This is a genomic window from Bradyrhizobium sp. AZCC 1577 (assembly GCF_036924575.1).
In the GTDB taxonomy this organism is placed as follows: Bacteria; Pseudomonadota; Alphaproteobacteria; order Rhizobiales; family Xanthobacteraceae; genus Bradyrhizobium.
The window spans coordinates 3,230,735-3,245,819 of the sequence record NZ_JAZHRQ010000001.1 but is presented as its reverse complement, the minus strand read 5'-3'; the positions used below and the strand labels follow the sequence as shown (position 1 = coordinate 3,245,819).

At 63.2% G+C, this 15,085-nt stretch carries 3 protein-coding genes; 2 read left to right on the top strand and 1 reads right to left on the bottom strand.

The features are described 5' to 3' along the window. The first annotated feature begins 292 nt into the window (after positions 1-292). Positions 293-514 (top strand): hypothetical protein, encoded by a 222-nt coding sequence (locus V1278_RS14950; RefSeq protein WP_334381280.1) that lies wholly within the window; start codon positions 293-295, stop codon positions 512-514. Between the two features lie 389 nt (positions 515-903). Further along, positions 904-1,374 (top strand): MATE family efflux transporter, encoded by a 471-nt coding sequence (locus V1278_RS14945; RefSeq protein WP_334381279.1) that lies wholly within the window; start codon positions 904-906, stop codon positions 1,372-1,374. A 618-nt stretch (positions 1,375-1,992) separates the two neighbouring features. Here V1278_RS14945 and V1278_RS14940 read toward each other — a convergent pair. Further along, positions 1,993-15,072, bottom strand: a complete 13,080-nt coding sequence (locus V1278_RS14940; protein WP_334381278.1) for a beta strand repeat-containing protein — start codon at positions 15,070-15,072, stop codon at positions 1,993-1,995. Positions 15,073-15,085 lie beyond the last annotated feature (13 nt).

Below are 15,085 nucleotides of genomic sequence, written 5' to 3'. Positions count from 1 at the left end.
TGGCGCGCCAACAACATTGAGCCCCGATCTGGATGCCTGCTGACAATCAGAAGCGAAGCTCATCACGGACTCACCAAGCCTCGGACAACGCAGGGCACGAACGGCTGTTTAGATCGCCGCCTATGCGCGTTGCGCACCACGGTGAGACCCGATCGAAGGATCAGCTGCACAACGCCATCGACTGACAGGTTCAAATCAGGGACGCGCAACCACCGATACCGACATTCGCTGATTGTGGCGATTTGAGATGCGATTGGACCCGCCCTCGAAATCGCCTTGCGGGATTGGCGCGGTGGGCTTTTTCGCGAGCATGACCAATCCGGAGGACGTGGCCTATTTCAGCGACAGCGGTCCCGACCCGACCGCAGACCACCAGTGGCTCATCATCTCCGCCTACTTCCTCACCCACTTCGAGGCCGTCATCGAACGTATTGAAGCGGAGGCAGCGGCGTTGAGTGCGGTTGGCGCCGCCCAGGCACCGAAAAAGCAAAACCCCACTTCTCCGGCGACCTGAACCATGGTCACCAAAGACAAGTTCAGCCATTTCGGTTGGTACAGTTCCACGACGGGTCGCCTTGCTAGGCCGTTGAAATCTCTCACCTAGTTTTGCAAACCCCCAACATTTTGATCCGGCTATTTCCGGCCACTTCTGAGACATTTGCAAAACTCTTCTTGTTATCCTCGGCAGATGCAGTTTGCGCCTATAGGTGCTTTCAAGGCCGCGCCAGAGCTGAACGAAGTTCGGGCGCCGCGCCGTTTCAGGACGCCGCGCGTCGCCATCGACCCGCCGACAGGAGCGGTCTTCCGGGACGACATTGGTGGACGCCGCCCGCTATTGGAACTGACGCCGACCCTGATCGAAGGGTGGTCCGGGCTGCCGAAGCTTGCGGTGACGAGCGCCCCGTGGGCCAATCTCGTGGCCTGCGCGATATCGCTTCCAGCCCTCATGGCCTACCACAGATGGCGATGGCCTCGCTGTCCGAAGTGGTAGTGGTCTTTCTCGTTAACGCTTTCGGATCGAGCGCGAAGGCCGCTTACGGGGCCGTCAACCAGGTGGTCGGGTATCTGCTTGCGCCGATGCAGGGTGTCGCGCTTGCCGCCACGGCGTTTGCGGCGCAAGCGATCGGTGCGCGACGAGCCGATCGGCTCGGAGCAATCACGCGGATTGCGACGGTGCTGAACGTTCTGATTGGAGCGCCGGTGATCTGCCTCATCTGCCTGTACCCGCAGATTGTGCTTTCGTGGTTCATGACCGATCCCGATACGCGGTCGATCGCCAGCCGCGCCCTGCTGATTGCGCTCTGGAGCTATCTGTTGTTCGGAATCGGCAACGTCCTCGCGGGCGTCATGCGATCGACCGGCGTGGTGCTGTGACCGGCGGGCATTACGATTGCCGCGATCTGGCTGGTCCAACTGCCCATCGCGTATCTGCTCTTCCGCTGGATCGGGCTGGACGGCATCTGGATCGGCTACCCGGCCGGCTTCATTGCCGCGCTGCTTGCTCAAGTGATCTATTACGGCTTGGTTTGGTGGCATCGGCCCCACCAATGAGCGCACATCAGCAGGGTCTTGAATGGCCGTCGCGAGAGGTCCCCAGGCCTTTGAAGGGCTTGGTGGGTGCACCAGGGCTCGAACCTGGGACCCGCTGATTAAGAGGCGTATGACTTCTATGCCTATTCCAAATGCATCGTCCAACCTGCATTGAACCGGCAATGGGTTTTCTCCTTGTCAGAATAGCAGTTCCGAGGCCGGCGAGGCAACGAGCCGACAGTTTTCCTACTTTGGTGCAAACAGCGACGCTGCAGAGCGGAGCGAGACTGTGGGCCGTTGAGACGAATCAGGGGAGCGCTGCCGCCTTTTCCCACCAGCCGAACCTACGATACCTGATCCAATCCTTCGCATTAGGACCGTTCGTCAACCCTCGCAATCAGGCGAAGCCACCATGCGGCAGCCCGCAATGCGGGCCTCCCAGGAACGAGCGAGGTCAGCAGCCTAGTTCAAAAATTGGTAGTCACTCGCATGGATACTGCCATTGAGAGTGATGATCTCATCGTGCCCATCCAAACCAGAGTGCACCTGCCATTGATTGCCTGAAAGGAACGTAAAGGTCGCGCCATCCGCCGCCAGGCCAAACCCGTGGAACTCGAGCGTGTCTCCAGCAGCGCCGCCATTACCAGCAAAGTCTGTGAGGGTTGCACCTGCCGTCGAATATGCTGCGAACACAAAGTTATCGTTGCCCGCCCCGCCGTTCAGGTTGTCATTGCCGCCGCCACCGTTGATGGTGTCATTGCCGCCGTTGCCGTTCAAGAAGTCGTTGCCACTGCTGCCAGTAATCGTATCGCCGAAGTTCGATCCGAAGACATTGTTGACCCCGCCGATAATGGTGTCGGTGCCGACCGAACCGTCGCCGGTGGCAATGCCGGTCGCCAGGTTGACGTTCACCCCGGATGTGGCGCTGCCATACTGGACCTGGGTGCTGCCGTTGCCGGTGATGGTGTCGTTGCCACCCTGCCCCTGGAACGAGTTGAACCCGACGAAGCCGGTGGCATCGTAGCTGTCCGCCAGGTTGCCGCCGACCGCGCTGTTGACACCACCGGTGAAGGTATCCGTGCCAACCGAGCCATCGCCTGCCGCCGAGCCGGCGCCGCCGGCACCGATCGCGATCGTCACGCCGGAAGTGGCGTTGCCGTACTGGACCTGGGTGGCGCCGTTGCCGGTGATGGTGTCGTTGCCGCCATTGCCCTGGAACGAGTTGAAGCCGTTGTTGAAGCCGGAGGCGTTGTAGCTATCGGCAAAGTTGCTGCCGATGGCGCTGTTGACGCCGCCGCCGAAGCTGTCGGTGCCAACAGTGGCTGTATCGCCTGCTGCCGTCCCCTGCGCCGAGCCCGAGCCGCCGGCGCCGAGTGTAATCGTCACCCCGGCCGTCGCGTTGTTGTAGAGCACCCGCGTGCTGCCGTTGCCGGTGATGGCATCATCGCCGCCAAGACCCTCGAACTGGTTGAAGTTGCCGTTGCTGGTGCTGACGTTCAGTGCACCTCCAAGGCCATAGCCGGTGGCATTGAAGCTGTCGGCCAGCATGGTGCCCTGCACACCCTCGATGTTGCGCAGCGTGTCCGCACCGATCGAGGCATCGCCGGTGGCGGTACCCGCCGCCAGGTTGACGTTCACCCCGCTGGTGACGGTGCTGAGGCTGTTGTAGCTCGCGGTGTCGAACCCGCCCCGGCCGTCGATGAAGTCGTCGCCGCCAAGCCCGGTGAACGTGTTGCTGAAGCTGCTGCCCCGCAGGGTGTCGCCAAACATCGAACCCTGTGCGGCGTTGACGCCGGTGAAGGTATCGGTGCCTTCCGTGGCCCCCGTAGCCGAGCCGGCGACCGTGATGGCCGTGCCGGCGCTGGTCTCGAGGTCGACCGTGACGCTGGCCGCCGCAACCTGGTAATTGAGGCGGGTGTTGCCGTTGCCGATGATCGTATCGTTGCCGCCGGCTCCGCCAAAATCGTTGAAGTTGCCGTTGGTGGTGCTGACATTGAGCGCGCCGGCAAGGCCGTAGCCGGTCGCATCGAACACGTCGTTGAAGTTGGTGCCTCGCGCTGCCTCCACGTTGCGGATGGTGTCGGTGCCGACAGAGGCGTCGCCGTTCACCGTTCCGGCTGCCAGGTGGACAACGATGCCCGACGTGATCGCCGGATCGTTGTTGTAGGTCACCGAGTCATAACCGCCACGGCCGTCGATGTAGTCGTCACCAACCCGGCCCTCAAACGTCTCATAGGTGAAGTTGCCATTGTTGCTGCCGTAGATGGTGTCGTTGGAGGCAGAGCCCCAGACCGTCGCCACGTTCGAGAACGTGTCGTGGCCAACCGAGGCATCGCCATCAGCGGTTCCAGCCGCAATATCCACCGTCACCGCGCCCGTGGCACTGAGATAGTTGATCCGCGTGACCGACTGCCCCAGCGCGTTGATGTAGCCGATGATGACGTCGTCGCCGCCCAGGCCCTCGAAGTCGGTCTGGCCGGCCGCCACACCCGGCTGGCCGGTGGAGCCGGTAAACCCGGCGGCATTGAACGTATCGGCAAAGTTGCTGCCGATGACGCCTTCGACCCCCGTCAGCGTATCGCTGCCGACGCCGGCCCCGGTGACCGTGCCGGCCGCCAGGTTGGCCGTGATGCCGCCGGTGGCATCACTGTAGATCGCTCGGTCGAAGCCCGTGCCGCCATCCAGCGCGTCGTTGTCGCCCAGACCCTGCAGGCGGTCGTTGCCACCAAGCCCGTTCAGCGTGTCGGCCTCTGCCGTGCCGACCAGCGTGTTGGTGTTGCCATCCCCGTTCAGCGTCACGCCGGCGACATCGGTCACCGCGATAGTGAAGGTCTCGTCGTAAGTGTTGTTGGCGGAATCCGTCACCCGCACCGTCACCTGGTGCGAGGTTGCGCTCTCGTAGTCGAGCGCGCCGGCCACCACCAGATTGCCGCCCTCGATCGCAAACAGACCGCCGGCATCGTCGAGCAGCGTGTAGACCGCCGTGTCGCCCGTATCCGGGTCGACATCCGACAGCGCACCGACCACCGTGCCAGCCGCGCTGTTCTCCGCCACGCTGGTATTCGACAGCGCAATGTCGGTCGGCGCGCCATTGGCCGCAAACACGAAGTCGCTGGCGACCAGGCTGCCGACCGCGATGTTGGCCAGCGTAATGGTATCGCCATTGCCGAAGTCGATCAGGGTGTTCGAACCCTGCTGGCTGGCACGGGACTGCACATCCGCCAGGCTGTAGATGCCGGCCATCCCGGTCAGGTCGATCCGGTCGCCCTGACCGCGGTTGAAGTCGCCGACAAAGTCCGACCCGCCACCCGTCGCATACACAAACGTGTCCGCGCCGACGCCGCCGAAGAGATTATCTGCACCACCGCCGCCGTTGATGGTGTCGTTGCCGCCGTTGCCGTTCAGGAAGTCATTGCCTGAGCTTCCGGTCAAGGTATCGCCGAAGTTCGAGCCGAAGACGCCGTTGACGCCACCGGTGATGGTGTCGTGTCCGACCGAGGCATTGCCATTGACGTTGCCAGTGGCGAGATCAACCGTCACGCCGCCAGTAGCATTGGAGAAGACGATCCGCGTGTTGCCGTTGCCAGTGATGGTGTCATCGCCGCCCTGGCCCTTGAATTGATTGAACGTGCCGAACGAGCCAGCGGCGCTGGTACCGGTAAATCCGGTCGCCACATAGGTGTCGTTGAAGATCGACCCAATGACGCTGTTGACGCCGATGAACGTATCGTGTCCGACCGATGCATCGCCGGTGGCCGAGCCGGCCTGCAGATCGACCGACACATTACCCGTTGCATTGAAGAAGGCCACCTGCGTGTTGCCGTTGCCGGTGATGGTATCATCGCCGCCAAGGCCCTCGAACTGGTTGAAGTTGCCGCTGCTGGTGCTGACGTTGAGCGCGCCGGCAAGGCCGTAGCCCGTGGCATCAAACGTATCAGCAAAGTTGGTGCCCTGGACGCCTTCGATGCTGCGCAGCGTGTCGGTGCCGATCGAGGCATCGCCGCTTGCAATGCCGGCGGCCAGATTGACGTTCACCCCGGCTGTTGCAAGGCCCAGGCTGTTGTAGCTTGCCGTATCGAAGTTTCCACGGCCGTCGATATAGTCGTCGCCTCCGAGACCGGTGAAGGTGTTGTTGAAGCTGCTTCCCAGCAGCGTATCGGCAAATACCGAACCCTGTACCGCGTTGACGCCGGTCAGGCTGTCGGTCCCCTCGCCGGCCGCTGTGGCGGTGCCGACAACAGTAATCGCCGTGGTGGTACCGATGGCGCTCGTTTCAAGGTCGGCCGTGACTGCGCCGATTGAGTTCGAATAGTTGAGACGGGTAAATCCGTTGCCGATGACCGTATCGTTGCCGCCTCCGCCGGCGAAGTCGTTGAAGGTCCCGGACGATCCGACATTGAGAGCATCGGCCCCCCCGAAGCCCGTCGCATCGAAGACGTCGTCGAAGCTGGTGCCGCGCACGGCCTCGACACCACGAATCGTATCGGTGCCGACCGTGGCATCGCCGGTCACGGTTCCCGCTGCCAGAAGGGCGGTAATCCCCGACGTGGTGGCCGTATCACTGTTGTAAGTCACCTGGTCATAACCGCCGCGGCCATCGATAAAATCCTCACCGCCACGGCCTTCGAACAACTCATAGGTGGCAAAGGCGTTGTTGCTGCCACGCAAGGTATCGTTGAGATACGATCCCCAGATCGCGTTGACATTCGAGATCGTGTCATGACCGACCGAGGCGTCGCCATCCGCCGTTCCGGCCGCGATGTCCACCGTGACCGCGGCCGTCGCACTGAGATAGGACACCCGCGTCAGCGCCTGGCCCTGCCCGTTGATGCCACCGATGACGACATCGTCGCCGCCGCCGCCCTCGAACTCGTTAAAGCCGATGGTCGAACCCGGGTTGCCGTTCACGCCAGTAAAGCCCGTTGCATTGAAGGTATCGGCGAAGTCGCTGCCGACGGCGCCTTCGACGCTGTTCAGCGTGTCATTGCCGACACCCGCGCCGGAGACCGTGCCGGCGGCCAGATTGACGGTGATGGCGCCAGTGGCGTCGGTATAGATCGCCCGGTCAAAGCCAAGCCCGCCGTTGAGCTGGTCGTTGCCAGCAAGACCCTGCAGCCGGTCGGTGCCGCCAAGTCCGTTCAGCGTGTCGGCTTCCGCCGTGCCCACCAAGGTGTTGGCATTGCCGTCGCCATTCACCGTGAGGCCCGCCACGTCGGTGACGTCGATCGTGAAGATCTTGTCGTAGCTGTGGTTGGCGGAATCCGTCACCCGTACCGTTATTTGGTGCGAGGTCGCGGTCTCATAGTCGAGCGCGCCGGCAACGACCAGGTTGCCGCCGTTGATGGCGAATAGGCCATTGGCGTTGTCAACCAGCGTGAAGCTGGCGGTATCGCCGGCGTCCGGATCCACCGCTGACAGCGAACCCACGACCGTATTGGCCGCGCTGTTCTCGGCCACGCTGGTGGCTGACAGGCCGATGTCGGTCGGCGCGCCGTTGGCCGCAAAGATGAAGTCGCTGGCAACCAGGCTGCCGACTGCGACGTTGGCCAGCGTGATGGTGTCTCCATTTCCGAAGTCGATCAGGGTGTTCGGACCCTGCTGCGTGGCGCGGGACTGGATGTCCGCCAGGCTGTAGATGCCGCTCACACCGGTGACATCGATCCGGTCGCCCTGACCGCGGTTGAAGTCGCTGACAAAATCCGACCCGCCGCCCGAGCCGTACACAAACGTGTCCGCGCCGATGCCGCCGGAGAGATTGTCAGCACCGCCGCCGCCGTTGAGGATGTCGTTGCCGCCGTTGCCGCCATTCAAGATGTCGTTGGCGCTGCTGCCAACAAGGATGTCGCCGAAGCTGGATCCGAAGACGTTGTTGACCCCGCCGGTGATCGTGTCAGTGCCGACCGAGGCGTCGCCGGTAACGATACCGGTCGCAAGATTGACGTTGACCCCGCCGGTGGCGTTGTTGAACTGGATCTGGGTATTGCCGTTGCCGCTGATGGTGTCGTTGCCGGCCAAACCCTGGAACTGGTTGAAGGTGCCGTTGTCGCCGACGTTGGTGCCCGAGGTGCCATAGCCGGTGGCGACATAGATATCGTCAAAGTTGGTGCCCTGAATCGACTCGATCGACAGCAGGGTATCGGTGCCAACCGACGCATCGCCGGTCACTGTGCCGGAAGCCATGTCGATGTTGACACCGCCTGTCGTATTGAATCCGTTATAGATCGCGGTATCGAAGCCACCCCGGCCATCGATGACGTCATTGCCGGCAAGACCTGTAAAGTTCTCTCCGTTTCCGCTTCCGGACAGCACATCGGCAAATGCCGAGCCGGTTGCACTGTTGACGCCGGTGAAGGTATCGGTGCCGACCGAGGCATCGCCGGTGGCGGTGCCGGCGGCAAGATCAACCGTCACCCCCGCGGTGGCATTGGTATACATCAGCCGCGTGTTGCCGTTGCCGGTGATGCTGTCGTTGCCAGCAAGCCCCTCGAACTGGTTGAAGTTGCCGCTGCTGGTGCTGACGTTGAGTGCGCCGGCTAGGCCAAAGCCGGTGGCATTGAACGAATCGGCAAAGTTGGTGCCCTGAACGGCTTCGATACTGCGCAGCGTGTCGGTGCCGATCGAGGCATCACCGATCACCGTGCCGGCAGCAAAATTGACACTTACCCCGGCCGTCGCAAGACCCAGGCTGTTGTAGCTTGCCGTGTCGAAGCCGCCACGGCCGTCGATATAGTCGTCGCCGCCGAGACCGATGAAGGTGTTGTTGAAGCTGCTTCCCAGCAGGGTATCGGCAAACGTTGATCCTTGAACAGCGTTGACGCCGGTAAGGCTGTCGGTCCCCTCGGTCGCACCAGACGCGATGCCGACTACGGTAATCGCATTGGTGGTGCCGATCACACTGGTCTCGAGGTCAACCGTGACGCTGGCGGCCGCGAGCGAGTAGTTAAGCCGGGTGTTGCCGTTGCCGATAACCGTATCGTTGCCGCCGGCGCCGGCGAAGTCGTTGAACGTCCCGGACGAGCCGACATTGAGAGCACCGGCGCCCCCGAAGCCCGTCGCATCGAATACGTCGTCGAAGTTGGTTCCCCGCGCCGCCTCCACGTTGCGGATCGTGTCGGTGCCGACCGTGGCGTCGCCCGTCACGGTGCCCGCGGCTAGCTGAACAGTAATCCCGGATGTGGTCGTCGGATCGTTGTTGTAAGTGACCTGGTCATAACCGCCGCGGCCATCGATGTAGTCATCACCGCCGCGGCCTTCGTAAGTCTCAAAAGTGGCGAATGCATTGTCACTGCCACGCAGCGTGTCGTTGAACGCCGATCCCCAGACCGTGGAAATATTGGAAATCGTGTCATGGCCGACGGAAGCATCGCCGTCCGCCGTCCCGGCAGCGATATCCACAGTGACCGCACCCGTTGCGCCGAGATAGGCGACCCGGGTGAGCACCTGGCCCTGCGCATTGATGGCACCGATCACGAGATCGTCGCCGCCACGGCCCTCGAACTCGCTGGTGCCGGCAGCTACGCCGGGCAGTCCAGTCAACCCCACAAAGCCCGCAGCGTTGAAGGTATCGGCGAAGTCGCTGCCGACGATGCCTTCGACATTCGTCAGCGTGTCGTTGCCGACCCCCGCCCCAGAGACGGTGCCGGCCGCCAGATTGACGGTGATGGCGCCAGTGGCGTCAGTATATATCGCCCGATCGAAGCCCGTTCCGCCATCGAGCAGGTCGTTGTCGGCGAGGCCCCGCAGCCGGTCGTTGCCACCAAGCCCGTTCAGCGTGTCGGCTTCCGCCGTGCCCACCAAGGTGTTGGCATTGCCGTCGCCATTCACCGTGAGGCCCGCCACGTCGGTGACGTCGATCGTGAAGATCTTGTCGTAGCTGTGGTTGGCGGAATCCGTCACCCGTACCGTTATTTGGTGCGAGGTCGCGGTCTCATAGTCGAGCGCGCCGGCAACGACCAGGTTGCCGCCGTTGATGGCGAATAGGCCATTGGCGTTGTCAACCAGCGTGAAGCTGGCGGTATCGCCGGCGTCCGGATCCACCGCTGACAGCGAACCCACGACCGTATTGGCCGCGCTGTTCTCGGCCACGCTGGTGGCTGACAGGCCGATGTCGGTCGGCGCGCCGTTGGCCGCAAAGATGAAGTCGCTGGCAACCAGGCTGCCGACTGCGACGTTGGCCAGCGTGATGCTGTCTCCATTTCCGAAGTCGATCAGGGTGTTCGGACCCTGCTGCGTGGCGCGGGACTGGATGTCCGCCAGGCTGTAGATGCCGCTGACGCCGGTGACGTCGATCCGGTCGCCCTGACCGCGGTTGAAGTCGACGACAAAATCCGCCCCGCCGCCCGAAGCATAGACAAACGTGTCCGATCCTGTGCCACCCGTCAGGTTGTCATTGCCGATGCCCCCGCTCAGCGTATCGTTGCCGCCATTGCCGCCGTGAAGGAAATCAGCGCCCGAGCCGCCGATCAAGGCGTCGTCGAAGTTCGACCCGAAGACGTTGTTGACGCCGCCGGTGATGGTATCGGTGCCGACGGAGGCATTGCCGGTGACGATACCCGTGGCCAGATTGACGTTCACCGCCCCAGTGACGCTGCCATAGAAGATTTGGGTGGAGCCGTTGCCGGTGATGGTGTCGTTGCCGCCCTGCCCCTGGAACGAGTTGAACCCGATAAAGCCGGAAGCATCGTAGCTGTCGGCGAAGTTACCGCCGATCGCATTGTTGACACCACCGGTGAAGGTGTCGATGCCGACCGAGCCGTCGCTCGACGCCGAGCCGGCACCGCCAGCGCCGATCGTGATCGTCACGCCGGAGGTGGCATTGCCATACTGGACCTGGGTGGCGCCGTTGCCGGTAATGGTGTCGTTGCCGCCATTGCCCTGAAACGAGTTGAAGCCGTTGTTGAAGGCGGAGGCGTTGTAGCTGTCGGCAAAGTTGCTGCCGATGGCGCTGTTGACGCCACCGCTGAAGCTGTCGGTGCCGACCGAGCCATCGCCGGACGCCGAGCCGGCGCCGCCGGCGCCGATCGTCACCGTTACCCCCGCCGTCGCGTTGTTGTAGAGCACCCGCGTGCTGCCGTTGCCGGTGATGGCATCGTCGCCGCCAAGACCCTCGAACTGGTTGAAGGTGCCGTTGCTGGTGCTGACATTGAGCGCGCCGGCAAGGCCATAGCCGGTGGCATTGAAGCTGTCGGCCAGCATGGTGCCCTGGACGCCCTCGATGTTACGCAGTGTATCGGTGCCGATCGAGGCATTGCCGGTGACCGTACCAGCGGCGAGACTGACGCTGATCCCGCCATTCGACAGGTAAATGTTGTTGTAGCTTGCCGTATCGAATCCGCCGCGACCGTCGATGAAGTCGTCGCCGCCAATGCCTGTAAAGGTCTCATTGCCGCCGGAACCCGAAAGCGTGTCAGCAAACATCGAGCCCTGCACGGCGTTTACGCCGGTGAAGGTGTCGTTACCAACTGACGCATCGCCGCTGGCGAACCCGCCAGCCAGGTCGACCGTAACCGCACCTGTTGCGTTGTTAAAGCTAAGGCGCGTGTTGCCATTTCCTACGATGGTATCGTTACCACCATTGCCCGTGAACTCGTTGAAGGTACCGAAAGATCCATTGGAGTACCCGCTGGCGTTATAAGTGTCGTCCGAGTTTGTCCCACGAACGGCCTCAACTGAAATGAGGGTATCCGTGCCTGCGCTGGCGTCGCCGGTTACGGTACCCGCTACCATGTTTGCCACGATGCTTCCCGCTGCGTCCGTGTAGTCGGCTCGATCGAATCCACCGCGACCATTGATAAGGTCATTGCCCGCGCGCCCGTCGAATACCTCGATCGTGCCAAACGCGTTGTCGCCGCCATAAATCGAATCGTTAAAGGCGGAGCCCCATACGGCCAGAATGCCCGATCCAACGAAGGTATCGTGGCCGACGGATGCATCGCCATCAGCGGTGCCAACAGCGAGATCAACGGTGACGCCGGAGGTCGCCTCGACGTACGAAACGCGAGTTAGCGCGGCACCATAGCCGTTCACCGCGCCGACGATGATGTCGTCACCTCCCCTGCCTTGAAACTCGTTGAATCCGGCCGGCGTACCGGGTACGCCGATATCGACGGCAAACCCTGCCGCATCGAAGGTGTCGGCAAAATCGCTGCCGATGATGCCTTCGACGTTGGTCAGCGTGTCGCTGCCGACGCCGGCGCCGGTCACCGTGCCGGCGGCCAGATTGGCCGCAATGCCGCCGGTGGCGTCGCTGTAGATCGCGCGGTCAAAGCCCGTGCCGCCATCCAGCGCGTCGTTGTCGCCCAGACCCTGCAGCCGGTCGTTGCCGCCAAGCCCGTTCAGCGTGTCGGCTTCCGCCGTGCCGACCAGCGTGTTGGCATTGTCGTCGCCGCTCAGCGTCACGCCAGCGACATCGGTCACCGCGATGGTGAAGGTCTCGTCAAAGGTATTGTTGGCGGAGTCCGTCACCCGCACCGTCACCTGGTGCGAGGTCGCGCTCTCGTAGTCGAGCGCGCCGGCCACCACCAGATTGCCGCCCTCGATGGCAAACCGCCCGCCGGCATCGTCGAGCAGCGTGAACGTCGCCGTGTCGCCCCCATCCGGATCGACCGCCGATAGCGAGCCCACGATCGTGTTAGCCGCGCTGTTCTCGGCCACGCTCGTCCCCGACAGCGCAATGTCGGTCGGGGCGCCGTTGGCCGCAAACACGAAGTCGCTGGCGACCAGGCTGCCGACCGCGATGTTGGCCAGCGTAATGGAATCGCCATTGCCGAAGTCGATCAGGGTGTTCGGACCCTGCTGCGTGACGTGGGCCTGAATGTCCGCCAGGCTGTAGATGCCGCTGACGCCGGTGACGTCGATCCGGTCGCCCTGGCCGCGGTTGAAGTCGCCGACGAAGTCCGCCCCGCCACCCGAGGCGTACACAAACGTGTCCGCGCCAATGCCGCCGGTCAGGTTGTCATTGCCAATGCCGCCGCTCAATGTGTCGTTACCGGCGTTGCCACCGTGAAGGAAGTCGTTGGCACTGCTACCAATGATCGTATCGCCGAAGTTGGATCCGAAGACGTTGTTGACGCCGCCGGTGATGGTGTCGGTGCCGACCGAGGCATCGCCGGTGGCAATGCCGGTCGACAGGTTGACATTCACTGCGCCGGTGGCGCTGCCATACTGAAGCTGGGTGCTGCCGTTGCCCGTGATGGTGTCGTTGCCGCCCAGTCCCTGGAAGGTATTGAAAGTATCATTGCTGCCGCCATTGGCGCTTGAAGCGCCAAAGCCGGTGGCGACAAACGTATCGGCAAAGTTGGTGCCCTGAACCGATTCGATCGACAGCAGCGTATCGGCGCCGACCGATACATCGCCCGTAACGACGCCGGAAGCCAGGTCGATGCTGACGCCACCCGTGGTGTTGAAGCCGTTATACTGGGCGGCATCGAAGCCACCTCGGCCATCGATGGTGTCGTTGCCGGCGAGGCCCAGGAAGCTTTCGCCATTGGCCGTGCCCAGCATCGTATCGGCAAACGCCGAGCCATTGACGCTGTTGACGCCGGTAAACGTATCGGTACCGACCGAGGCATCACCGGTGGCGGTTCCGGTTGCAATGTCGACCGTCACACCCGCGGTCGCGTTGGTATAGACCAGCCGCGTGTTGCCGTTGCCGGTGATGGCATCGTCGCCGCCAAGGCCCTCGAACTGGTTGAAGTTGCCGTTGCTGGTGCTGACGTTCAGTGCACCTCCAAGGCCATAGCCGGTGGCATTGAAGCTGTCGGCCAGCATGGTGCCCTGCACGCCTTCGATGTTGCGCAGCGTGTCGATGCCGATCGAGGCATCGCCGGTGGCGGTACCGGCCGCCAGGTTGACGTTCACCCCGCTGGTGACGGTGCTGAGGCTGTTGTAGCTCGCGGTGTCGAACCCGCCCCGGCCGTCGATGAAGTCGTCGCCGCCAAGCCCGGTGAACGTGTTGCTGAAGCTGCTGCCCCGCAGCGTGTCGCCAAACATCGAACCCTGAGCGGCGTTGACGCCCGTGAAGCTGTCGGTGCCTTCCGTGGCCCCGGTGGCCGAACCGGCAACCGTGATGGCCGTGCCGGCGCTGGTCTCGAGGTCGACCAAAACGCTCCCGGCCGCACCCTGATAGTTGAGGCGGGTATTGCCGTTACCGATGATGGTGTCGTTACCTCCGAGACCGCCGAAGTCGTTGAAGTTGCCGTTGGTGGTGCTGACGTTGAGCGCGCCGGCGAGGCCGTAGCCGGTCGCATCGAACACGTCGTCGAAGTTGGTGCCCCGCGCTGCCTCCACGTTGCGGATCGTGTCGGTGCCGACCGTGGCGTCGCCCGTCACGGTTCCCGCGGCAAGGTGAACGGTGATGCCCGACGTCGTATCCGGATCGTTTTGGTAGTTCACCTGATCAGAACCGCCGCGACCGTCGATGTAGTCGTCACCGCCGCGACCTTCGTAGGTCTCATAGGTGAAGTTGGCATTGTTGCTGCCGTAGAACGTGTCGTTGTACGACGACCCGACAATCGAGTTGACGTTCAAGAGCGTGTCGTGGCCCACGGATGCATCGCCGTCCGCGGTACCCGCGGCGAGATCCACCGTCACTGCACTGGTCGCGCTGAGATAGGAGGTCCGCGTCACCGCTTGACCTAACGCGTTGACACTTCCGATTATCAGGTCATCGCCGCCTCGGCCTTCAAATTCGTTCTGACCGGTAACTATGCCCGCCACCCCAGTCGAGCCGGTAAAGCTGGCCGCATTGAAGGTATCGGCGAAATCGCTGCCGATGATGCCTTCCACGCCCGTCAGCGTATCGCTGCCGATGCCGGCGCCGCTCACCGTGCCGGCGGCCAGATTGGCCGTGATGCCGCCGCTGGCATCCCTATAGACCGCCCGGTCGAAGCCCGTGCCGCCATCCAGCGCGTCGTTGTCGCCCAGACCCTGCAGCCGGTCGTTGCCGCCAAGCCCGTTCAGTGTGTCGGCTTCCGCCGTGCCGACCAGCGTGTTGGCATTGTCGTCGCCGCTCAGCGTCACGCCAGCGACATCGGTCACCGCGATGGTGAAGGTCTCGTCGTAGGTATTGTTGGCGGAGTCCGTCACCCGCACCGTCACCTGGTGCGAGGTGGCGCTCTCATAGTCGAGCGCGCCGGCCACCACCAGATTGCCGCCCTCGATGGCAAACCGCCCGCCGGCATCGTCGAGCAGCGTGAACGTCGCCGTGTCGCCCCCATCCGGATCGACCGCGGACAGCGCACCAACCACCGCGCCGAATGCACTGTTCTCCGCCACGCTCGTGTTCGACAGCGCAATGTCGGTCGGCGCGCCATTGGCCGCAAACACGAAGTCGCCGGCGACCAGGCTGCCGACCGCGATGTTGGCCAGCGTGATGCTATCGCCATTGCCGAAGTCGATCAGGGTGTTCGGGCCCTGCTGGCTGGCACGGGACTGTACATCCGCCAGGCTGTAGATGCCGGCCATCCCGGTCAGGTCGATCCGGTCGCCCTGGCCGCGGTTGAAGTCGCCGACGAAGTCCGCCCCGCCACCCGAGGCATACACAAATGTATCCGCG